This is a genomic window from Bradyrhizobium genosp. P, from assembly GCF_049949265.1.
GTDB lineage: Bacteria > Pseudomonadota > Alphaproteobacteria > Rhizobiales > Xanthobacteraceae > Bradyrhizobium.
The window spans coordinates 9,217,293-9,238,228 of record NZ_CP188195.1 but is presented as its reverse complement, the minus strand read 5'-3'; the positions used below and the strand labels follow the sequence as shown (position 1 = coordinate 9,238,228).

18 protein-coding genes and 5 pseudogenes are annotated in these 20,936 nt (G+C 59.0%); 10 read left to right on the top strand and 13 right to left on the bottom strand.

Annotation, left to right across the window (positions count from 1 at the left end):
* Positions 1-8: 8 nt before the first annotated feature.
* Positions 9-1,547 (bottom strand): IS21 family transposase, encoded by a 1,539-nt coding sequence (istA, locus tag ACP2YO_RS44400; RefSeq protein ID WP_426443134.1) that lies wholly within the window; start codon positions 1,545-1,547, stop codon positions 9-11.
* Positions 1,548-1,750: 203 nt separating this feature from the next.
* Between istA and ACP2YO_RS44395 the strand changes: the two are divergent.
* Positions 1,751-2,023: pseudogene (locus ACP2YO_RS44395) on the top strand (transposase domain-containing protein); the annotation flags it as partial.
* Between the two features lie 47 nt (positions 2,024-2,070).
* On the opposite strand, the gene ACP2YO_RS44390 reads toward ACP2YO_RS44395, so the two are convergent.
* A complete protein-coding gene (locus tag ACP2YO_RS44390; protein WP_426437453.1) occupies positions 2,071-2,475 on the bottom strand; it encodes a YybH family protein in 405 nt (134 codons plus the stop codon).
* A 168-nt stretch (positions 2,476-2,643) separates the two neighbouring features.
* Here ACP2YO_RS44390 and ACP2YO_RS44385 point away from each other — a divergent pair, with 168 nt between their 5' ends.
* The 3 genes from ACP2YO_RS44385 to tnpC all read left to right on the top strand — a co-directional run bounded on the left by ACP2YO_RS44385 (position 2,644) and on the right by tnpC (position 5,049).
* Positions 2,644-3,030, top strand: coding sequence for a transposase (locus tag ACP2YO_RS44385; RefSeq protein WP_426433795.1), 387 nt, complete (start codon positions 2,644-2,646; stop codon positions 3,028-3,030).
* Positions 3,027-3,371, top strand: coding sequence for an IS66 family insertion sequence element accessory protein TnpB (gene tnpB / locus ACP2YO_RS44380; protein WP_426433797.1), 345 nt, complete (start codon positions 3,027-3,029; stop codon positions 3,369-3,371). Before ACP2YO_RS44385 ends, tnpB begins: the two co-directional genes overlap by 4 nt.
* Positions 3,372-3,444: 73 nt before the next feature.
* Positions 3,445-5,049, top strand: coding sequence for an IS66 family transposase (gene tnpC / locus ACP2YO_RS44375; RefSeq protein ID WP_426443053.1), 1,605 nt, complete (start codon positions 3,445-3,447; stop codon positions 5,047-5,049).
* 81 nt (positions 5,050-5,130) lie between these two features.
* Here the strand turns inward: tnpC and ACP2YO_RS44370 are convergent, their stop codons facing one another.
* On the bottom strand, positions 5,131-5,349 hold the full coding sequence (locus tag ACP2YO_RS44370) for a hypothetical protein (protein WP_426437452.1): 219 nt from the start codon (positions 5,347-5,349) through the stop codon (positions 5,131-5,133).
* A 166-nt stretch (positions 5,350-5,515) separates the two neighbouring features.
* Between ACP2YO_RS44370 and ACP2YO_RS44365 the strand changes: the two genes are divergently transcribed.
* From ACP2YO_RS44365 to ACP2YO_RS44355, 3 genes are all read left to right on the top strand, one after another.
* Positions 5,516-5,734 (top strand): DUF2934 domain-containing protein, encoded by a 219-nt coding sequence (locus tag ACP2YO_RS44365; protein ID WP_426437451.1) that lies wholly within the window; start codon positions 5,516-5,518, stop codon positions 5,732-5,734.
* Positions 5,735-6,457: 723 nt separating this feature from the next.
* Positions 6,458-6,964, top strand: coding sequence for a hypothetical protein (locus tag ACP2YO_RS44360; protein ID WP_426437450.1), 507 nt, complete (start codon positions 6,458-6,460; stop codon positions 6,962-6,964).
* 674 nt (positions 6,965-7,638) lie between these two features.
* Complete coding sequence (locus ACP2YO_RS44355; protein WP_426437449.1) at positions 7,639-9,096, top strand: tetratricopeptide repeat protein; 1,458 nt, start codon at positions 7,639-7,641, stop codon at positions 9,094-9,096.
* Positions 9,097-9,635: 539 nt separating this feature from the next.
* Here ACP2YO_RS44355 and ACP2YO_RS44350 read toward each other — a convergent pair.
* From ACP2YO_RS44350 to ACP2YO_RS44325, 6 genes and pseudogenes are all read right to left on the bottom strand, one after another.
* Positions 9,636-10,262 carry a tyrosine-type recombinase/integrase gene (locus tag ACP2YO_RS44350; protein WP_426437448.1) on the bottom strand — a complete coding sequence of 209 codons (627 nt, stop codon included), beginning with the start codon at positions 10,260-10,262 and terminating at the stop codon, positions 9,636-9,638.
* 289 nt (positions 10,263-10,551) lie between these two features.
* Positions 10,552-11,742 carry a restriction endonuclease subunit S gene (locus tag ACP2YO_RS44345; protein ID WP_426437447.1) on the bottom strand — a complete coding sequence of 397 codons (1,191 nt, stop codon included), beginning with the start codon at positions 11,740-11,742 and terminating at the stop codon, positions 10,552-10,554.
* A complete protein-coding gene (locus tag ACP2YO_RS44340; protein WP_426437446.1) occupies positions 11,739-12,887 on the bottom strand; it encodes an HsdM family class I SAM-dependent methyltransferase in 1,149 nt (382 codons plus the stop codon). Before ACP2YO_RS44340 ends, ACP2YO_RS44345 begins: the two co-directional genes overlap by 4 nt.
* Positions 12,888-12,930: 43 nt before the next feature.
* Positions 12,931-13,893: pseudogene (locus ACP2YO_RS44335) on the bottom strand (DEAD/DEAH box helicase family protein); the annotation flags it as partial.
* A gap of 230 nt (positions 13,894-14,123) precedes the next feature.
* Positions 14,124-14,462, bottom strand: coding sequence for a GIY-YIG nuclease family protein (locus ACP2YO_RS44330; RefSeq protein WP_426437445.1), 339 nt, complete (start codon positions 14,460-14,462; stop codon positions 14,124-14,126).
* On the bottom strand, positions 14,459-15,127 hold the full coding sequence (locus tag ACP2YO_RS44325) for a hypothetical protein (protein ID WP_426437444.1): 669 nt from the start codon (positions 15,125-15,127) through the stop codon (positions 14,459-14,461). Before ACP2YO_RS44325 ends, ACP2YO_RS44330 begins: the two co-directional genes overlap by 4 nt.
* Before the next feature lie 578 nt (positions 15,128-15,705).
* On the opposite strand from ACP2YO_RS44325, the gene ACP2YO_RS44320 reads away from it, so the two are divergent.
* Positions 15,706-16,314, top strand: a complete 609-nt coding sequence (locus ACP2YO_RS44320; protein WP_426437443.1) for a helix-turn-helix domain-containing protein — start codon at positions 15,706-15,708, stop codon at positions 16,312-16,314.
* Between the two features lie 452 nt (positions 16,315-16,766).
* Positions 16,767-17,698 (top strand): annotated as a pseudogene (locus ACP2YO_RS44315) (DUF2493 domain-containing protein).
* A gap of 26 nt (positions 17,699-17,724) precedes the next feature.
* Here ACP2YO_RS44315 and ACP2YO_RS44310 read toward each other — a convergent pair.
* Positions 17,725-18,156, bottom strand: coding sequence for a GNAT family N-acetyltransferase (locus tag ACP2YO_RS44310; RefSeq protein WP_426437442.1), 432 nt, complete (start codon positions 18,154-18,156; stop codon positions 17,725-17,727).
* A gap of 137 nt (positions 18,157-18,293) precedes the next feature.
* Positions 18,294-18,662, bottom strand: a pseudogene (gene folE / locus ACP2YO_RS44305) (GTP cyclohydrolase I); the annotation flags it as partial.
* A gap of 536 nt (positions 18,663-19,198) precedes the next feature.
* Between folE and ACP2YO_RS44300 the strand changes: the two are divergent.
* Entirely contained in the window at positions 19,199-19,498 is a 300-nt protein-coding gene (locus ACP2YO_RS44300) for an autotransporter domain-containing protein (protein ID WP_426437441.1), read from the top strand.
* Between the two features lie 93 nt (positions 19,499-19,591).
* Here ACP2YO_RS44300 and ACP2YO_RS44295 read toward each other — a convergent pair.
* Together ACP2YO_RS44295 and ACP2YO_RS44290 are read right to left on the bottom strand one after the other, a co-directional pair.
* A pseudogene (locus tag ACP2YO_RS44295) lies at positions 19,592-19,951 on the bottom strand (ParB/Srx family N-terminal domain-containing protein); the annotation flags it as partial.
* A gap of 54 nt (positions 19,952-20,005) precedes the next feature.
* Complete coding sequence (locus tag ACP2YO_RS44290) at positions 20,006-20,920, bottom strand: addiction module antidote protein (protein ID WP_426437440.1); 915 nt, start codon at positions 20,918-20,920, stop codon at positions 20,006-20,008.
* Positions 20,921-20,936: the final 16 nt, after the last annotated feature.

Here is a 20,936-nt window from a genome sequence, read left to right as displayed (position 1 = left end):
GTGATCTCCTAGTTGTAGTAGCGCGGCCCGCGGATGTTGGGATGAAGGATCGGCGCGTCGTCCGCGGAGCGCTTGGGTGAAGGACGCCGATCGAGATTGTTGGCGAGGATCGACTTGACCGAGCCGTAGGTGCGTGCGCCGATGTCGATCGCCCGCGCGGCGGCGGCATCGAGCCGCTCGTGCCCGTAGGATCGGGCAAGCCGGATGATGCCGAGACAGGCGCGGAAACCCTGTTCCGGATGCGCGCGCTCGTCGAGGATCAGGTCGCAGAGCGCGGCGGTGGCCGGCCCGATCGAGGCTGCGTCCTTGCGGATACGCTCGATGGTCCAGCCGGCGTAGCGCCGATGACTGGAGGCCATGTGCTCCGGCACGGTCGTATGCTTGTGGTTGCCGCTCATGCGCTGATGCGCGGCGATCCGCTCGCCCTTGTGGAAAATCTCGACGGTGCGGGCGGTGAAGCGAACCTCGACCTCGACGCGGACGAAGCGATGCGGAACGCTGTAGTAATGCGCCTCGACCTCGACGTGATAATCGATGCTGACCCGGCAGATCCGCCACTCGGCGAACACGTAAGGGCTCTGCGGCAAGGCCTTTAGCGCGGGCCGGTCGATCTCCTCCAACAGCTTGCGGCGGGTGATGCCGAGCCGTCGGATCGGCCGCTCCTCGTTGAGCCGTATGAGCAGTTCGGCGATCGCCGCGTTGACCTCGGCGAGGCTGTGGAAGATGCGGTGGCGCAGCCGCCCAAGCAGCCAGCGCTCGACCATGAGGACCGCCTGCTCGACCTTCGCCTTGTCCCTCGGCCGTCGCGGTCTGGCCGGCAGAATGGCGATGCCGTAATGCGCCGCCATGTCGGCGTAGCTGCGGTTGATCTGCGGATCGTAGAGGCAGGCCTTGATCACTGCGGTTTTGGTGTTGTCCGGCACCAGCAGCGCCGGCACGCCACCGATCGCCTCGAAGGCGCCGACGTGGCCGCCGATCCAGTCGGCGAGCCCCTGCGTCCAGGTCGCCTGCGCGTAGGTGAAGCTCGATGCGCCGAGCACCGCGACGAAAATTTGCGCGGTGCGCCGCTCGCCGGTCAGCCGGTCGATCACGACCGGCACGCCGTCGCCGGCATAGTCGACGAACAGCTTGTCGCCGGCTGCATGCGACTGGCGCATCGTGACCGACAGCCGGCCTTCCCAGGTGCGGTAGAGTTCGCAGAAACGCGAATAGCGATACCCGCCGGGTTCGCCCGCGATGTACTCCTCCCACAGGATCGACAGCGTCACGTGCTTGCGCCGCAGCTCGCGGTGCACCGCCGCCCAGTCCGGCTCGGATTGCCGGCGATGGCCCCGCCGGGTGCCAGAACCGGCGCCGCCCCCCGCGAACAGCCGGGCCTCCAGGACAGGATCCGTCAGGTCATCGCTCAACGGCCAGGTCAAGCCCGCCGCCTCGAACCGGCGGATCGTCAAACGCACCGTCGACGGCGCCGTTCCCAACCGCCGCGCAATCTCACGGGTCGGCATCCCGGCCGACTTCAATCTGATCACATCGCGCACATGGCGCATCGCAAACCTCTCCGTCGGCATCCAGGTCCCCTTCGCAAAGCCGAAAGGCGGGACCGTAGCGGAGCCAGAAGAGGCCTCGTCACCCCCGGGCGACATCATCCCGGAATGGTGGGCGAGATCATCTCGGAATGGCGGGCGAGATCAAATCGGAACGGTGGGCGACATCATTCCGGAATGGTGGGCGACATCGAGCGGAATCAGCAACCAACAATTGCGCTGAGCGCGCATTGAGAGGCATCGCCTTGGGAAGGCGCAACTGGACCTTCGCTGGCAGCCGGCGGGGTGCTGACCGTGCCGCCATCATGCTGACGATGATCACGACCTGTCGCCTCAACGACGTCGATCCCAAGGCCTGGCTCGCCGACGTCCTCGCCCGTATCGCAGATCTTCCCGCATCGCGTCTGCACGAACTGCTGCCCTGGGAATGGAAGCTCCTGCGCCAAGCCGACAAGCCTGCCGATCAGCAGGCCGCCTGACCTTCGCGCAACGCCATCATAGAGCTCGCCATGCCCGCGCGCATGCGTCAATCTGGCGGTCTTCGTCGTATGCGTACGGTGATCCCGTAGCTCCCTTTGATGATACGTCCGTTAGGGTCAATCGGAGTCATCATCCAATGGCCGCTTGCCGCCACGGTAGTAGCATTAAGCAGCACGAAGTTTTCACACGTGCCGGAAATAGCCTTGAACGTCTTAAATCCTCCTGCATAGTTCTTCTGAATGGCTTCACGACCAATGATTATACCTGCGACTGGTGCGGGACCGATGAACATAGCCCTCTCGCTGTAGAAGCCCTCTGCGAGCTTTGCCGCGTCCCCCGTCGCCCCCAATACGCTGAAGTTTTCGCAGGCCGCTTTTGCGCCAGCGGGGATGGCATCTTCTGCTGAAGCTGGTGTTGTTAGTCCGACAATGGTTAGAGCAACAATGATCATTGGCCGTCGCATTGCAATTCTCCACACGCAGGCGGGTTAAACCACGACGACTTTACACCAACACACCGCATGGAGAGTAAGCGTGTAGGTCATCCCACGTAGCGGATGATGTTCGATTGTCAGAGAATCTCCTGGTGATTTGTCCCAGGAGTTCATGAGAGCGAACATATGTCTGATACCAAGAATTTCGAAGTTATCACAGCGGCGGCCGAGCGGCTTTCGGTGAGTCCCGGGCGGAGCTACCGCACCTGGTCGCGGGAGGAGAAGGATCGCATCGTCGGGGAAACGTTTGCGCCGGGGGCGAACGTGTCGGCGATAGCGCGCTGTCATGGGATCGATCCATCGCAGTTGTTTGCGTGGCGACGCAAGGCGCTGGCCTCGGGAATGGTGGCGCCGCTCTCTGGGGCGCGAGACCGAGCGGTTAAGTTCGCGCGCTTTGAGACCATGGCGGGGGAGATGGTGGAAATCGTCATCGGCGATGTCGTGGTGCGCGTTGGTGGAGATGTGGAGGCGGGGCGGCTTGCTGCTGTGATCCGGGCGGTTCGGCAGGCATGATCCCGGCGGGTGTTCAGGTTTACGTGGCCAGCACGCCGGTCGACTTCCGCAAGGGTGCCACGGGTTTGATGGCGCTGGTTCGAGATGGTGGGGCCGACCCCTTCAGCGGAGCACTGTACGTGTTCCGTTCGAAAAGGGCGGATCGGATCAAGGCGGTTTGGTGGGACGGCAGCGGGGTATGCCTGTTTGCCAAGACTCTCGAGGAGTCAAAGTTCTGCTGGCCGAGGATTGCGCCGACCCGGGTGCAGCTGAACCATGCGCAGTTGCTCGCGCTGATTGACGGGCTGGACTGGACGAAGGTGCGTCCGGTGGTTGTGAAGCGCCCAGAAACGGTAGGCTGACAAGCTGCGGCGAATTGAATCAGGGTGCTGAAAAGTTTGGAAGAGTGGCGGCGACTCTGCTGTGATGGCGACGATGACGACGCCCGTTACAGAGCTCCCGACGACGCTTGCCGAAGCCCACGCGCTGATCGTCGCCTTGGCGGAAGAGCGGGCGGCGATCGAGGCCGAGAACAGCCGCATTGCCGCTGCAAACACCGATCTTACGGCGATCAACAAGGCCGCCGATGCGCGGATCGTGGAGCTGACGGCGATCGTCAAAATGCTGGAGCGCACGCTTTACGGCACGCGCTCGGAACGCTTGCGCAGCGACAAGCTGAGCACGGAGCAGATCGCCTTCGTGTTCGAGGAGATTGAGACCGGCGTGTCGGCGGTTGAAGCCGAACTGGCCAAGGCTGGCGGCAAGGACATGCCGAAACGCGTGCCGCGGCCGCGCAAGGAGTTCGGGGCGCATCTGGAGCGGGTGGAGATCGTCATCGAGCCGGAGGTTCCTGCCGGGTGCGAGGGGCTGGAGAAGGTGCTGATCGGCGAGGACGTGTCGAAGCGGCTGGATGTGACGCCGGCGAAGTTCCGCGTGATCGTCACGCGCCGCCCGAAATACGCCTATCGCAACCGCGACGGCGTGGTACAGGCGCCAGCGCCTGCCCATTTGATCGAGAGCGGCCTTCCGACTGAAGCGCTTCTGGCCCAGATTGCCGTCTCCAAATATGCGGACGGGCTGCCGCTTTACCGGCAGGAAGCGATCTACGCCCGCGATCGGGTCGAGCTGGACCGCTCGTTGATGGCGCAGTGGATGGGCAAGGTCGGCTTCGAATTGCAGCCGCTGGCCGACTATGTGCTGGAAAAGGTCAAGCAAGGCGAACGGATCTTCGCCGATGAGACGACCCTGCCAACGCTCGCTCCCGGATCCGGCAAGACGCAAAAGGCCTGGCTGTGGGCTTATGCCCGTGACGACCGGCCGTTTGGCGGCATCGGTCCACCGATGGTCGCTTATCGCTTCGAGGACAGCCGTGGCGGCGAATGCGTCGAGCGCCATCTGGCAGGCTTTGCTGGCATCCTCCAGGTCGATGGCTATGCCGCCTATAATCGGCTCGCCAGGTCGGCGGGCGCCAACGAGGGAGTGCGGCTTGCAGCGTGCTTTGCCCACGTCAGGAGACGGTTCTACGAGCTTCACGTCAACGAGAGCTCGCGCCTGGCGACACAGACCGTCACCACCATGGTCGAGCTGTGGGAGATCGAGACCGATATCCGCGGCCAGGATCCTGAGACGCGGCTGAATGCGCGCCAGCAAAGGTCCGCCCCCATCGTTGCGGCGCTGTTCGATCTGTGGGAGAAGGAGCTGCCGCGTCTGTCCGGCAAATCCAAGCTCGCCGAGGCGATCCGCTATGCCACATCCAGACGCGCCGCACTCGAGCGCTTTCTGAGCGACGGTCGTATCGAGATCGACTCCAATATCGTCGAGCGGACCATCAGACCCCAGGCAATCACAAGAAAAAATGCGCTCTTCGCGGGTAGCCATGGTGGCGGCCGCTCCTGGGCGACCATCGCTACGCTTCTGCAGACCGCCAAAATGAACGACGTCGATCCACTCGCCTGGCTCACGCAAACGCTCGAGCGCATCGCGAACCGGTGGCCGATCACTCAGATCGATGCCCTCATGCCGTGGAACTTCAGAGCCTGAACGGCTTCGGCTACACGCTTACCATGGAGAATGTCGGGCAGGCACTTCAATTGGTCAGCAACACTACCGCATCTGGGCGAATCATACGGCCGACACCACTACATCCTCCTTTGCTTCGCCTCGGATCACGAGCACGGCGTTGGGCAGGGGCCGCCGCAACGCTTTGGCCTCATCCCACGGCGCGCGCATCCAAACGTCGCGCTCCTCATCGGTGGTCAGGCCAGCCGGTCTGCCTGGCGGCGCGCTCGGCGGCGGCGCGGACCGATACTCCGAATAGGTATTCGCGGGATTAGCGCCCATGCCGACGATCCAACCGGAACGGGGAGATCGTGCAAATAATCAAAATCTTGGGGTGCGATTGAACCTGAAGACGCATTGAGTGGGGGTGTTGAAAGGCGACTCGGCTGGGAACGAGGTCTCACCCGGGGGTGTTGTCTTACCAAACCCGAAATTTGGGAGTGGAACCATGCGCACCTTGACTGAGGAGAACATCCGGACACGGGCATATAAGCTTTGGAAGGCCGCTGGTGAGCCCAGAACGAAGTTGGATGCCTTTTGGTACCAAGCAGAGAAACAACTGTTGGCCGAAAGAGCAACGATGGATTCTGGGTCCCACGCGCCGAATTCCGCAGGTCGCCGAGCCGTTGGACGGCGGCGCGATATAGTTCAGACGGACGTTAGCTAGCGCTGGATCATAACAGCGTGGCGGCGGGACTTACGGTGGCAAGAATACCCTTCACGAGGGTAGCTGGGCCTCGACCGGAACGCCATAGACGGGAACGCGCTCACTTTCGTGAGCAACAAGATTTACCACGCTCTTGCAGATCGAGCAGGCAAACCAGCGAAGCTGATAGTGCTCCGCAATTGGAGCGATGCCCGTGAGCTTGCGCTCGACACCGCAGGTTGGGCAAATTTGTGGCGTCAAGGGACGGACTTTTCTTTGGTGTGAAGGGCCATTTTATCGACCAACCTATGGAAAGCACCGTTAACGCCGCAGGCCGTAGGAATACGGCCTCTGCCAGACCCCGATGCTTTCAGCCCTGCGGTTGGTCAGTCTTGCGGGTAGACCCGTAGCTCATCTCGTATGTTAACGCGGGCAACCCTGAGGCCACCTATCAGCCACCACGGTATCCTTCGCACCTACGGCTTCCTTATCGTGCTCACCACCGCGATAGCTGGGTGCTCTAAGGAGCCTGAGTACACCGATGGTCAACGGAAGTGTGCATCGCACAGCACTTCGGGGCGTACAACGCGCCCAATCTCAACCAGTGCGTCGATGTCTGTAAGACTTGCATGAGCGGCACCACCACGACCTGCACTACCTCGTGCAAGCTCAAGGGCGCGAGTTGACCTTCGGGAGCGCCTGCGTCAGGTTGGACTGACAGTCTGACTTGGTAGGTTTGAGTTCATGAGCATCTTTGACAGACATCGTGGCACGTTGGTTCCCATCCATGCGGACAACGCCAGTACAAGAGATTGGCTGGTTCTACTGGAAGCGGCCACCATCGTTGGCCATCAACGTGACAAGCTTCGGGTAGCTCTGACCACTCAGGAGCGAAAGCTGGTCAAAAGGCGTAGGCTGTTCGGCAAGCCGGAGCATTTTCTGGTCATAGATGGATATGATCCACGAATACACGCGCTCTACTTTTGTCCGCAGCTTTACAAGAACGAGGACGGCAGCCTTGTGCCGCTGACTGGGCCAGAAATTGGAAAGTTGATGGCTCAAGCCCTTGAGGGCGGAGCGATTGAGAAAGCGCCGTGGTACGAGCCTGCCGACAGCTTACCGAAGGAGCCTGTTATCAAATCTCCTCCCGGAATGGAGTTTGACAGTTTGGTTGTCGATGCGCCGAGCCCCGAAGCAAATAAGCCAGCGACGCTCCGCGCGGTGGTAAGCACTGACAAAGTAAAGACCTGATCGCCCATCGTTGCGCCGGTTCACGCGTCCCTCTGCTGATCGGACCGCGCGTTAACTCGGTCCCGTTGGCCCCTCAAATCTCCCAAGGGTACCTATTGGCGACTTTGGAGCTTCATTGGCCTGTCGACGTCCGTTGTTCGGGGGGACAGCGGACGCCGCAGTGACCGAGCGCGACTTCCGAGTTTGACCGATTCTGTTGAAAAAGTCCTCGCCGCCGTCGCGTCCAATTTTTTAAGGGCCGCTGGTGCGTTCTGCGCTGTCAGACACGACGGACCACATCAACCTGAACAAAATCTTTCAGCGACCTTCCTCTTCGCTTGAAGAACGTGTTCTCAGGCGAAGTCAGTGGCGAGCAAGCTTTTGTGAGAATTTTGCATTGGCAGTACTTTCGACTTTTTCAACAGAATCGACCCACAGCAGACTTTGAGTCCGCCAACGGATGATCCGACATGGCCCTCACGGAGGCCGCAGCGTCCCGTGTAGATCATTTCGGCTGGAGCCCATTCCCTGGCCCTGCAATCGGTGGCAGAAAAATCTCTCCTGAAAAAGCCCGGCAAAACGATCAAGTAGGTCCTTCCACCGCCATCGACCCTCTTATCTGGACAGTTCTGCTATCTGGACAGTTCTGCGGTTCCATTATAGCGTCGCGAACGCTATCCTCGAGGGCAGGCAGGATGGACGGCGCAGATACGCCCGTACATGACGCCCCGAAGTTGAACGATGGCAAGATCGGATCGTTCTCCGCTCGCGCGCGTCATCGCCTTAGGAAACTCGGCGCTGTTGTCGCGTCGGTCGCTGCGGTTGGTGCTGTCGTTGGCGGCCTAGCCGGTTACTGGCGTACTTGGGACATCGTGCAGAGTCACGTGAGCGGCAACGCTGCAAAACCTCCGGCGGTGGCCGCCTTGATCGTTTCCAAGGGCCCCTCCGTTGCAGTCCTGACTGTCTCGAACCCCGCCAAAGCGACGGCGCTCGATCCAATCGCTGACGTGATGACCCAACAACTCGTGTCCTCTCTTGGCAGGTTTAGCTTACTGCGGGTGATGCCGCGCGGGACTGCGCCTAATTTTGAAAAGCAGAGCGATGCGGTTGGCACAGCGCGACAGACTGGGGTCGATTATTTGGTAACCGGCGAGGTTCGCCCGCTAGGTGAAGGCGCTCGTGCGAATGTACAGGTTGCGGACCTGCGCTCTGGCGCGGAAATCTGGTCGAAATCTTTCGATGCAAACAGAGAGGACATACAGACGGGGACGGGCGCGTATGAAATCGGCGACGCCGCCGCTGCTCAAATCGGCGGCGCAATTGACACTGCGGAATACAAGAAAATTCAGAGTAAGTCGGTTGCTGACCTGAGCCCTTACGAATGTATCATTCAGTCGCGGGTGGGGGGTGTCATCGGGTCACCGTCAGCAGGTCTCAAGGCACTGGCGTGCTCGAAGCGACTTACGGAGACCGAGCCGAACAACGCGCTCGCATGGGCAGGGCTCTCCAGCGTTCTCACCGCCCAGAGATTTATTGCGTTCGGCTTGGCGCCCGACCTTGTTCAACATGCCGACAAGCGTTTGTATCTGAACGAAGAAATGATACGTGCCGCGACGCGGGCCGTTGAGCTTGCGCCTGATGATGCGACCGTGCGCCGGGTTTTTGCGGCGGCGATTGGTACGAAGTGTCAAGTCGATCTGTACAGACAAGAAGTGCAAAAGGCTCTCGCACTCAATCCGAATGATCCGGTCACTAATGGATTTCTAGGCATCAATCTGGCCTACATGGGAGATTGGGATGAGGGGGCTGCATTGGCCGAAAAGGCCATTCGGCTGGCAGGCCCCAACGCCTCGTTCAACTGGTGGTTCGGGCCCGCGAAACGCCACTGGTGGAGAGGCGAATATCAACAGGCACTCGAGGATTTCCGGCACGCCTACATCGAGGGCTTTTGGCTCAGCCATCTCGACCAAGCCTATACGTTGCCGTTGCTCGGTCGGCTCGACGATGCCAAGACGCAGGTCGCAAAGCTTCTAAAGTTACGGCCCGATTTCACGATCCGCGAGGCTGATGCAGTCTATCGCATGTACTGCTTCGCGCCCGACTACATCGAGAGGATGAACGGCGCGCTCCGACAGGCTGGACTGCCGGAATGAGAGGCGCGAGCCCGATGCGATGCGCGGCTGCCCAAGCACCAATCGTCGTGAGGCTCACTCCTGACCATATCGGAATAACAGCGTCCATTTCCGCTGTTGGCCCATTCGAGACCTCCCACGATGTCCGCTGTTCGGTCGCTATCGGAGGATAAGCGGACCTAACGTGGACTTGGCAGTCGTCCGTTAAGAAACCGAATTAAGCGGTGAGCGGTCGCTGGCGGCAGCGATGAGGGTGGTCAGGATCAGGCACCAAAGAGCCCTTAGCCAGGCGATGACGCCGCGGGAGCTGGCGAGAAGCCGAACAACATCCCGGTGGAACGCCGACGAGGTTCGAATTGGTCATTAACCTGAAAACGGCGCGTTCGTTAGGGGCAGGACACTTTTTTGGCCGGGCAGACGAAATGATCAAACTGTCGGGATGGTCCGCTTGGCCCTTAACCGACTTCTGTCGCACTCGCCGCGAGTCCGCTTTCGGACCAGAGCGGACCAAGATCGCGCGGGGTGCCGACCGTTTTCTAAGAGCCGCTGGTGCGCTTGCTTTAGCGCCGCCAAAAGTCCCTGAAGCGAGCAGGGGATAATTCAGTATAGCGAACGGTGTGTTGAATGTTTTTGTGTCCCAAGTAGGCTTGTAGCGCGCGTGTGTCGTGGCCCTTGTTGGCGAGAGCGAAACCGCAAGCGTGTCGCAGCATGTGCGGGTGAGCCTTGAAGCCGAGCTGGGCCTGTACACCGGCACGCTCTACCATTCGAGCAAAGCCCGCCGGAGTGAACGGCGAACCGCGCTCCGACGTGAACACGAACGGAGACCTGGGCTCTTGTTCGCGCCGAAGCCTGCGAAGTCCGCGCAACTCGTCACCCATGATCGGATGCGTGCTAGGCGTGCCTTGCTTGACCCGTCGTACATGCAGCGAAGCCGAAGTGAAGTCGACCTGATCCCAGCGAAGATCGGTTAGCTCGGAGGCACGAAGGCCATGCCGGTAGGCCAAGAGGATCATGGTCGCGTCACGATGGCCGTGGCGATTGGCCTTGGCAGCCGCGGTAAGACGCTGCACTTCGTCGTCAGTCAGATACTCGCGCGTTCGGAGATCGGCGTTTTTTCGCCGAAGCGGCGTGACAACTGTTCGTTTTTTGATGGTTGGCAAGGCGGTTCTAGAGGCGGATTTGGCCATGTTTTATGCTCGTTTTGCGGGGTGACTGTTCGAAGAACGGCTGTTTTACGAACTCTCGACAGCTGAATGTGAGTGAAGGAAATTCGTTTGGCGGCGCTTTGAAAAAGCAAACAGAACCCAGGGACCCGAGAAAAACAGGGACAATGATCAGTGACGGCTGAGAAATCGACGGCCGTTTATGATCGACAAAGGCTCGTCAGACCCCAGACTCTCTGGAGAGCGACCCACTGCGCTGGAGTGTCTTCTGACAGACGCGTTAGCTGTCGGCTTCCCCTGATGGCGAAGAATGTCATGCCAATTGCCCCTTGAACGCCCTGTCGAGAATGGCGGGGAGCAAGGCGTCCAGTTGGGCAGCGGTTTCCGCTTGGAGCGCCTTTACCGCATCGACCTTGGCTTGCAGGGCATCGAGTTCGGTGATGACCCGTCGTTGTTCGCTCAGCGGCGGGACGGGGATGGGAAACGCTGCCAATTTCTCGGTTAGCAGTTTGCGCGTGTCATGTGTTGACCTATCTACCAACTCAAGAACATCGGGATTAAGAGCCCACAGCACCGAAGAGAGATACGATGCGTCAAGATCGGCACAAGGAATAAGCGCCTTCATATCCTGATTTATAGCCGCTGGCGCACGGAGCACCGCAACAGGAAAGGTGTGCGCGAGGATCATGCCGCGAACTACCACCAAGACCGCACCAGGCTGGAGTAGCTTTGCAGGACTCTCTAGAGTCGCCTCTTCGCTGATGTGGTCGATGGCATCGGACAGCTCTCGCCGCTTCATGTCCTTGGGGCTAATCCAAGGTATATTCCCTTGCCAGAAGCGAGGTTCGTGCTTGCTTGGTGTGCCACCACCACGAAGCTCCACCAATTCACCAAGTGTACGGTTGGGCGCTGCTTTCAAGAGAGTAAGCAGGCGCTCGCGCGCGCTACGCTGCCATATGATCTGCGTTTCAGAATCCGCATTACGCCTGTATGTGCGCGCACCCGCCACCTTCGCCGCAAGCTCCTCAATGCGCGCGACAATGATGCGCTGTTCGTCGAGCGGCGGAAGAGGGATTTTCAGGGCATTGAAGCGATCCTCTGAAAGCCTGACGCAATTTGTGGTGCCCTCGCTCGCTCGTTTGCACAACTCAACAAACGATGCTGTCTTTGACATCCAGCCGAGAAATGCGACATCCAAGCGGTCCTTGGCTACGTCGAATAACGGAAAGTCGTTAGTAACGACAGCGCCATCCAATTCGTCCGGGACGATTCCACTTGCACCGTTGCGCGCGTCAATACGTGAAATAATAAAGTGCCCGGACTTGGCTAGGTAACGACGGTCTGACGCTATCTCTATTCCTTGAACTTGGCGTCGCTCAATGACGCCCTTACCGTTCATACGGACTGTCACTTCCCTATATGTTTCTTCTGGGTCGAGTAGGATTGTCTGCGCAGAACGAAGAAGCAAATCGCCGAGAGCTATGGTTGGCCAAGCCGCACTCATGCGTTCGCCCCCAATGCCGCTTTGATTTCCTGCATCAGGTCGGCGATCCGCAGCTCCTTCTGGAGTATGTCGTCGGCGAGCTGATCCGGCGGCAAGTGCTCAAAATCCACCTTGGCGCGCGGGTTCTTGCGGTCGAGATTGCAGCCAGCGTGCAGCACTTCTTTGGCCGACACTTTCCACGCTTGATTATTTTCCTGCCGCTTCATCCACCATGCCGTGCAGTTCTTGAACTCGTCGAACTGCATGGGCAGGGTCTTACTGTAGTTCTTGCGACCTTCGGGCAAGGGCTGTTCGTAATACCAAACATCCTTCGTCGGACCCGAGCGGTCGAAAAACAAAATGTTCGTCGGGATGCTGGTGTAGGGCGCGAACACGCCATTTGGCAGCCGCACTATGGTGTGAAGGTTGAAGTCTTTCAGAAGCTCTTCCTTGATCCGCGCACAGACACCATCTCCAAATAGCGTCTCATTCGGTACGACGACGGCGGCGCGTGCCGGGCGACCGGCGGAGGTCGGCTGGCGTTTGAGCTTGCGCATGATGAGTTGTAGGAATAGCAGCGCGGTCTCCGCTGTTTGGCGGTCTCCAGGGAAGTTGCTCTGAATGCCTTTTTCTTCCTCGCCACCAAAAGGTGGATTGGTGAGGATTACATCGACGCGCTCTTTCTCGCCGATTTCGGAGAGCTTGAAGCGCAGGGCATTGCCAGGGTCGATCTGCGGCGCATCCAGTCCGTGCAGTAGAAGATTCATCTGGCAAAGCAGATAAGGCAGAGACTTGGCTTCGCAGCCGGTGAGGCTGTTGCCTTGTAGGCGTCTGCGGTCGGCGACGGTCTTTACCTGATTTTCAAAGTAGTTGTATGCCTCCACCAAGAACCCACCCGTGCCGCTTGCGGGATCGAGTACGATCTCGCCAAGGCGCGGGTCGGTGACTTCCACCATGAAACGCACGACGGCGCGCGGCGTATAGAACTCACCAGAGTCTCCCGCCGCATCGCGCATCTCGCGGAGCATGGTTTCATAGAGCGCGCCAAGGGTATGAAGCTCCTCGGATGACGTGAAGTGAATCCCGTCAACCTTGTTGACGATGTCGCGCAACAAATAGCCGCTCTTCATGCGGTTATCGACGCCTTTAAACACCGTGGCGATCACGTCACGGCGGTTATCGCCATTCGAGCTTGAGAGCGAACGCAAGTAGCGGCGTGGCCGTCATGCCAAGCTGATAGGCAGGTTTGAAGTGCCCAAGGATGACGCGCCATGAACTGTCGTCCCGCGAGCTTCCCCGATGACATTCATCGACAATGATGAGATCGAAAAAGTCTGCGGGATAGTCGCGGAAAAGTCCGGCGCGGCGCTCATCCTCCGCAAGCGCCTGGTAGATGGCAAAATACATTTCGCGGCTTTTGATGATCTCGCCCGATTCGATTTTATGGCGGGCGTCGCCGAACGGGCTGAACGTTTTGTCCTTCGGGTCATCGACGAGGATATTGCGATCCGCGAGAAAGAGAATGCGTGGCTTGCGATGCTCTCCGGTTCTGTTCCAGCGGCTTGACCAGAGCTTCCAGCAAATCTGAAAGGCAACGATGGTCTTGCCTGTGCCTGTCGCCATTGTGAGAAGCAAGCGTTGCTTTCCGGAAAGGATGGATTCAACAGTCCGGTTAATCGCGATTTGCTGATAATACCGTGGCGGCTTGCCGCCGATCATGTTGTAAGGGGCGATCAGGTGATCCAGGCGTTCGGGCGTGTTGATACCGCTGCCAGCCTGATAACGTTGCCAGAGGTCTTCGGGTTTGGGAAAATCCGTGACGCGCTTTTCTTGCCCCGTGAAGTAGTCGATCTCGATGATTTCAATCCCGTTAGTGGCATAGGCATACTTTAGGTCCAAAATCTCAGCATAAACGCGGGCCTGCTGCACAGCATCAGTCGCGGATTTGAAGCTCGCCTTGGCCTCAACCACGGCTAGCGGGAAGTCGCGCGTGTAGCGCAACAGATAGTCTACTCGCTTCGGTGGCTTACGAACAAAACCTTTGCCGACCGGAATAACTCGGCCATCGGTGATGGTGCGCTGCTCAGCAATGGAATGAGGGTCGTCGTCCCAACCAGCTGACTGCAGCTTAGGCACAACGAACTTTCGGCAAGTGTCGGCCTCGTTCGTCATCTCGCATTCCCGGCAGCTCGAAAATCATAGGCGCTTTTCGGCCGTGTTCCAAATTCGTTTCCAACGAGCGGCTCGGCGAGGCTTGACATGCTTCGCTTGACTTGAGGGATTTTCATGGCGTCTCTCGCTCCCTTAGTTTCTTCGTTCACTGTCTTGATCAAGTGACTCCTCCGATCCTCTAAATAGGAGGGCCCTGACACGCACCGATGGCTGATTACGCTAAGATCAGTTCAGGTTGAAGTTGGCGAGTAAATCTTGTTCAAGACTGGCCAAGCACCTTCGTGCTGGATGTGGATATTCATCCACGTTCTTTCGACTTTGAAGGTGTCTTCGGTGGTAAGAAAATGAAAGAACACGGCGCGTCCCAGCTTGGTTTCCGCGGTTTTTTCGGGATTATCTAGATGTTGATCCATACGTCGCCGAAGGTTGTCCGTTAAGCCGACGTACAAGACCTCGCCTGAAAAAGTGGCCAAGACGTAACAGCCTGGCGCGTCCGGAACAGAGCGTTCGTGACTTCTCTTGAACGTCACTCGCTGGGTTGGTGGGGGAGTCAGCAGGGCAATATTCATAGTTCAATTTGTGCGGCCGTGTTCATAGATACTTTGTGGAGAGCTTTCGACATCTCCTGCGAAACTACATTGATGGCACCGGCGTTGAGAAAGCTGGCTTTGCTACCTTTTGACCACCAATCAGGATGGCCAACCCCAGCGTAGTCGCCTTCGACATTCTCGAAGCAATCCCCAAGCAGCTTTTCCATGGTCGATACTGTGAAGCTGCCTCGATCCAAAAGCTTCATGAAAAATGGTATTGAAAATTTACAGAAGAGTTCGACGCCATTGTACTTGTAAAGGACCGATGCACTGCCATCATCTAGCTGTGTAGCAATAGCTTTCCAGTAGTTCAGAAAGATTTTCTTTTCCTTTTCGAAGTCGTTGAAGCTCGATAAGGGATTATTGGCGGTGAGTACATATTTGACGATGGCTTTAACGAATGACCGCTGGTTGATGGTGGCGCCATCTCCATCAGAGTTTGCCATCAGAATCTTGCTCTTCCAGGGCGAGCCGTCTGCTTTGTTTAGAAAATCAACAATCTTAATTGCCTTTTCGACTTCGCCACGCTCGACGGTTTTCAGAATCCATTTCGGAAGGCTCGGAAGGTCTTCGACATCTAACGCATCTGTCAACCGGGCAATAATGCGTTGCTCAACGGCCTTATGCAATCCGTGGATGCCCACGATAAGAGCGATCTCGTCGCACCCCGCAACAGCATTGATACCGCGTCGAAAGTGCTCCTGGATGCCGTGATGGGCTTGCGTCGTTAACCCGCCGTTGCTGCGCAGAGCCCGATTGAATTAGGCGACGATGCATGAGGCGCCTATGCACGCCGGCACTGCCGGTCACTCACTCTGCGTCGAATCGCGCGGGTCTTTTCTGGTCGAAATCTCGGTGCAACAGAGCGTCGATTGCAATTCGGGAGACGGCAATACGACCGTAGGACCCGATCCTTCGGTACCAATGTCGGCGTGAAACGCCCGTCCCGGCTGTCATCACTCCGAGTCGTGCATTTACTGTTCCGGCTCCCATTTGGGAGGAGCGTGATCCATCCGTGGCTCGCATAGTCCGTAGGAGCTTTCGACGATTCGAATTTGACGGAGCACATCGTGCCTACGATTGTTGACCGTGCCGCCTTCATTGATCATTCGAATCGACAACATTGTCGGTTGGGCTATTGCGGTGCGGTTGGCTCAAGCGGGCGCGCAGTTTCCCGCCGAAGAGTCAAGGATTCCCTCTGCTCTCTCCGGGCTAACAGGGCATGAATGAACGCTCCTCTCAACTTGGTTCGTATGGCGCCCTTTTGGTATTGTCAAACTTCGGCAAGCGGCAGTCGTATAGCGGGACGCCGGCGCCGGAACATGCAAGCGAGCCCGTGTTCGGGAAGCGGGTGAGCCCGGCGCCGATCGATGGCTCGTTGCAGATTGCGCGGCTCTCGCACCTTAGATCGGAACTTCTTGTACTGTTCGGCGGTCTTGCTCAGCCCGGCGAGGCTCTTCCGTTTGTCCTTATCGAAACGCTGGAGCCGCAACTCCTGATTTGCGGAAGCGCTGTCGTTGCTATCGATCCAGAGTCTGGGTTGTACACATTCAAGGAGACATCGGCCGATCTCGGGCTGATTGTTGTCACCGCAAACGAAGAACGATTGCTTGACCACATCATTTGTCATCTATCGACAAGTAATGCGCGGTTTGCGCCAGGTTGCGCGGACGCGGCTGTGCAGATGTTGATCGGACAGACGATCGAAGACGTCGAGCGCCGGCTCATCCTTCACACGGTGCGGTCTTGTCATGGCAACAGGACCCGAGCGGCAAGCATGCTTGGCATTTCGTTGCGTACCATCCGCAACAAATTGCGAAGCTATTGGTGAATATCCGAGCCGGTGTATGGACCGTCATGGTCATTCAAGATTGTAAGTCGTGGCTCAGTTGTCTCGAACGCCGGAACAGCAGATCATGATAATCGACCCGAGAAACGGGGTGCGATCGACCTCGATGTTACCGATTGCAGATAGAAGAGGGCTAGTCGTCTCGCTGCGCGCTGCGGTGATTGGGGTTCTTATCGTTGGCGGGGGCCTAGCGCATTACCTTTGGTCTTACTTCGGAAAATAGTGCGGGCGGAGCCTACCGCGCTGACATGCCGATGCCTGGCGAGCGGATCAGGGGTGTTGGCTCTTGCGATGGGGACTGGTGGGTGGTTCGCAAGGCTCTCTCATTCATGCGCACGCGACGTCTCCTTCGGATCGGTGAGGAGAGCCGCGCCCCGGCCTTCGAGAGGACAGGCCGCGAGGGTCGCGGTCCAACCGGCGAAAGAGTCCCCGCGATGGCCAAGTACGATGAGAGCGAAGAACAGCCCCATGCCTCGTCTCCGACCGATCACCTGCTTACCGAGCTTCAGCTTTACGGCTACCGTCCGTTTCAGGACGAACCCGATCCGCGACCGCTTCCCGATGGCGCACTTGTCGCTGGCGCCGTCTCTGACATCTTCGATGCACTGATCGTCGCGCTGACGGACACCCGCCTCGAGCCGGACCTTGATGATCTTCTGTGGTCGACCGTAAACCTCTTCCATCGGGCCACCGATCGGATCGAGCGCGATCTCGATGCCAACGAGGAGGCGCAGCGCCGAAATCAACGCGACCAGGACGGATCCGAAGTGAAATCGGTTGAACTGGAGCGTCTCACGGCTGAAGGCCAGACCATGATCGAGCGCCGCGATGCCTTCGAACTGATGCGCGACCAGGCCGCCGAACATTATGAGAGCCACATCGGTTCAGTCTGGCGCCCGCGCAGTGGATCGATGGTCAATCATCGACATCTCACGTCCTCAGTGATCGACAGTCGCGATTTCCTCGCCGCAAAAATACGAACGGAACGCGCGGTGCTGCTGCCGGCCCGCCCGAAGATCGCCTTCACTGGCGGCCTCGATTTCAACGATTTTCGGCAGATCTGGAACAGGCTCGACCAGGTCCACGCAAAGCATCCCGACATGGTTTTATTGCATGGCGGCTCGCCGAAGGGCGCCGAATTGATCGCGGCCAAATGGGCCGACCACCAAAGGTGCCCCAGATCGCATTCAAGCCGGACTGGACCAAGCACGCGAAGGCAGCGCCCTTCAAGCGCAATGACGCGATGCTCGACGTCCTGCCGATCGGCGTCATCCATTTTCCGGGAACCGGCATTCAGGACAATCTCGCCGACAAGGCTCGCAAGCTGGGTATCCCGGTTTGGAAATTCGGGGGAGGCGGTGCTTGAAGCCGCCGCTCTGGCCACGGTGACCGCTAGGTGACCTTGTGGAATTGCATGAAGCCATCCGCGTCCAACTCTCGCTCGGGCTCAAAGCCGCAGCGCTGCAGGCAAGCTATGCTCGCCCAGTTGTCCGTTTCGACAGTTGCGTGCAGCGCGGAATAACTCCCACCATGTTCTCGCAAGAAAGCGCGCAGCATTTCCGCGCCGAGGCCCATTCTCCGTAGGCTCGGCTTGATAGCCATATCAAAATGACCGGCTCCATTGCCATCTTCGTCAATTTGAATCTGTCCGACGAGGCCGTTCTGGGCATCTGTCGCCAACCAGCACCGCACGCTATTGGATCTCGTATAGGCGAACCACTCGTCGGTGGGGAAGGACAGGCGACGCGACAGCTCGGCATCAGAAAACCATGACCGATATTCGGGAAGGTCCCGTTCTTCAAAAGATCGAAAGGATATGGTCATGACGCGATCACCTGTCGTCATAGCAAGAGCGAACGGATCATCAGCATCCCCGTCCGGAAATTCAAAAAATCAGCGCGCAGATGCTTGCCCGGGCACCACCAGCGAGAGACGGCGCCTTAACCGTTGGCTTGCCTGAGTTACTCACTCAGCGAACCGCCCCCGTTCGGCAGTTGCAGCAGGGAAAACAGTTCTCTGCAGGTGTCGGGGGCATCCCGGAAGGAGCCCAGCATCCTGCTCGTGATCATCGTTGAACCTGCCTTGTGAACGCCGCGGGTGCTCATGCATTGATGCGTCGATTCAATGATGACCGCCACACCACGCGGCTTCAAAACCGAGTGGATCGTATCGGCGATCTCGCACGTCAATCGCTCCTGAATCTGGAAGCGCTTGGCGAAGGCATCGACAACACGGGCAAGCTTGCTAATTCCCACGACGCGATCCCTCGGGAGATACGCGACATGCGCCCGGCCAATGATGGGAACCGGGTGGTGTTCGCAATAGCTCTCTGGGCTCGGGCGGGTAGCCGAAATTGCATCTGCTCATAGAAACATCGACGCCTTTCGGCACCGTGTTGAACGATTGCCTTTCATCGCCTCCTCCCAATTGGGAGATCTCGAAATCGAGCGTCGCGTTTACGATGTCTCCAGTTCGCTCCTTGGAGTCCGCTCGATGAAAATAGCTCCTGCTCGGCATCCAGACTGGTCACTGGGCAGCATGCTCGCGATCGTAAGTTGTCGGGGCGCGCAGACGCAGATCGAAGCGCCAAGCATAATCGACGGCTCCGCCAAACGCTTGCTCCCGCCGCGATAACCCGCTGCTCCTCTCGCGCAAATCGTATCGCACCTGGATCAACACACACTCGAAGATCATTTCGCGAGGTTGCGAGCGATGAACCAGCGTTACTAGAGGTATCCAAAAAATCGGGTCGGGTGATGGCGGACTGCGCTTCGCAGATCCCCATCGTCTGGCGCAAAGGTGGAAATTCGGTCGGCACACTGCAAGTGAAGGGCGACCCGGCGGAACGGATGTCACGACAACGACATTGGGGCTGCGCGCTTCGCAGGCTCTTGCCATCAGTGACGCCGTGACGCTGACTGCGCGCGGCATGCTCGGCTGGAACCATGCCTTCGGCGATGTGACACCACAGAGCCGGCTTGCCCTTGCCGGCGGGCAATCCTTTGCCATCAGCGGCCTGCCGATCGCCAGGGAAGCCGCGCGCATCGAAGCTGGTGTTGATTTCGGCATTACCAAGTCCACGACAATAGCCGTCAGCTACACCGGTCAGCTCGCCAGCCAGGTCTATGACAATGCAGTCAAGGCCGACCTCACTATCAGGTTCTGACGCTTTGCTCGGAGCAAACGATTCAAGCAGCTTGGGATTGCGATATCCGGCTCTCCGTGCACAAGGATCTACGGCGCGCGCTATAGCGCGTCCACACGGCACAAGCGCAGCCTTGGGCGAGGCGCTTCTGCTTCACGAGAAGCTCGAGCGCGCGATAGCGGCGGCCACCCGCGGGAACATCGAACATGCGGGCTTCGATGCCCTCGGCATCGAGGACGGGCCGGACATGGAGACTCTGGATCAGGCCGCGCCGGGTGATCGAGGCCGCCAGTTCCTCGATCGAGACGCCGTCCTTCCGGGTCCGGATATTGGTCTGGGAAAGGATGAGCTTGTTGAAGGGGATGTCGCGCGAGGACGACAGGGTGATCTTCTTAACGGCGGTAGCCCATCGGGATTTACTCCGTGACGGGCGGCCGAGAGCCTCTCTCTCGACCTCCAACCCGTCGCGGAAATCCTGGCACTCCTCTAACTCTCTCGCGGGGGGCGCCGATCGAGCGCGCCGCGAGCTCAACCGCGCGAAGCGACCGGCTCGCGCTCCGGCTCCCGCTGCTCGGGCTTGACCTCGAGCCGCAAGCCGATCGACGAGAGCACCTTCAGGACCGTGGTGAACTCGGGGTTTCCCTTCGGATCGAGCGATCGGTAGAGGCTCTCGCGAGCGAGTCCCGTTTCACGCGCGACGTGGCTCATGCCGCGATCGCGCGCGATCTGGCCGAGTGTTTCCTTGACCGCGGTTGCGTCCGACCGGGCAAGTGCGTCGTTGAGTGCCTTGACGACCTCCTCCAGCGCTGGAGCCTGAGGGGCCGCGGTCGCATCGATCTCGTTCGCGATCTCGTCGGTCGCTTGATCGGATGGTGCTATCTCCATCGTCGAGAGGAAGGTTGGCTGATCGCTGGTCTCGACCAGCCGCCATTCGTCAGGTGTCGCGCGCTCCTTCACATCCCGGCGTAGCTCGTCGCTGCAATGAGAGATGAAATTTCTCCAAGCGTCGACCGACTTGATATTGACGACGTCCTTGTCGGGGACGTTGAACAGGACCGCGATCTTTCCGGCGATGGCGAGGCGTAGCAAGTTGAGGACGGTGCCGGGGCTTTTCCCGTCCCAGATCATCAGCCCGAAATCGGCCTCACGCGCCATTTCGCGATCTTTGACGGCGTAGAACTGAAAGCCCTTCGCATTCTTGGGCGCGTCGACGTGGTGCGTGTGCCAGGGCCCAAGGTTGTTGCGCGGGGTCGCGCCCGAGCAGAACACAGTGACCTTGTCATAGTGGATATCGTGGAAGTGCTTCTGCACGGGTTTGTCGGCGCCATTGGCGTCTCCGACGATGACGCGGTGGCCGCTCGCGACGACATTGTCGAGCGGCTTCTTCACCTCGCAGGGAAGCCGGGAAACGTGTCGCGAGCCGCCTATGAAGATCGTGTTCAATGGTTGCTCCGTGTCT

Excerpts from the sequence above, each read along its gene's own strand:
- istA (WP_426443134.1), bottom strand. The coding sequence starts at position 1,547 with ATGCGCCATGTGCGCGATGTGATCAGATTGAAGTCGGCCGGGATGCCG.
- ACP2YO_RS44390 (WP_426437453.1), bottom strand. The coding sequence starts at position 2,475 with ATGATCATTGTTGCTCTAACCATTGTCGGACTAACAACACCAGCTTCA.
- ACP2YO_RS44385 (WP_426433795.1), top strand. The coding sequence starts at position 2,644 with ATGTCTGATACCAAGAATTTCGAAGTTATCACAGCGGCGGCCGAGCGG.
- tnpB (WP_426433797.1), top strand. The coding sequence starts at position 3,027 with ATGATCCCGGCGGGTGTTCAGGTTTACGTGGCCAGCACGCCGGTCGAC.
- tnpC (WP_426443053.1), top strand. The coding sequence starts at position 3,445 with ATGACGACGCCCGTTACAGAGCTCCCGACGACGCTTGCCGAAGCCCAC.
- ACP2YO_RS44370 (WP_426437452.1), bottom strand. The coding sequence starts at position 5,349 with ATGGGCGCTAATCCCGCGAATACCTATTCGGAGTATCGGTCCGCGCCG.
- ACP2YO_RS44365 (WP_426437451.1), top strand. The coding sequence starts at position 5,516 with ATGCGCACCTTGACTGAGGAGAACATCCGGACACGGGCATATAAGCTT.
- ACP2YO_RS44360 (WP_426437450.1), top strand. The coding sequence starts at position 6,458 with ATGAGCATCTTTGACAGACATCGTGGCACGTTGGTTCCCATCCATGCG.
- ACP2YO_RS44355 (WP_426437449.1), top strand. The coding sequence starts at position 7,639 with ATGGACGGCGCAGATACGCCCGTACATGACGCCCCGAAGTTGAACGAT.
- ACP2YO_RS44350 (WP_426437448.1), bottom strand. The coding sequence starts at position 10,262 with ATGGCCAAATCCGCCTCTAGAACCGCCTTGCCAACCATCAAAAAACGA.
- ACP2YO_RS44345 (WP_426437447.1), bottom strand. The coding sequence starts at position 11,742 with ATGAGTGCGGCTTGGCCAACCATAGCTCTCGGCGATTTGCTTCTTCGT.
- ACP2YO_RS44330 (WP_426437445.1), bottom strand. The coding sequence starts at position 14,462 with ATGAATATTGCCCTGCTGACTCCCCCACCAACCCAGCGAGTGACGTTC.
- ACP2YO_RS44320 (WP_426437443.1), top strand. The coding sequence starts at position 15,706 with ATGAATGAACGCTCCTCTCAACTTGGTTCGTATGGCGCCCTTTTGGTA.
- ACP2YO_RS44310 (WP_426437442.1), bottom strand. The coding sequence starts at position 18,156 with ATGACCATATCCTTTCGATCTTTTGAAGAACGGGACCTTCCCGAATAT.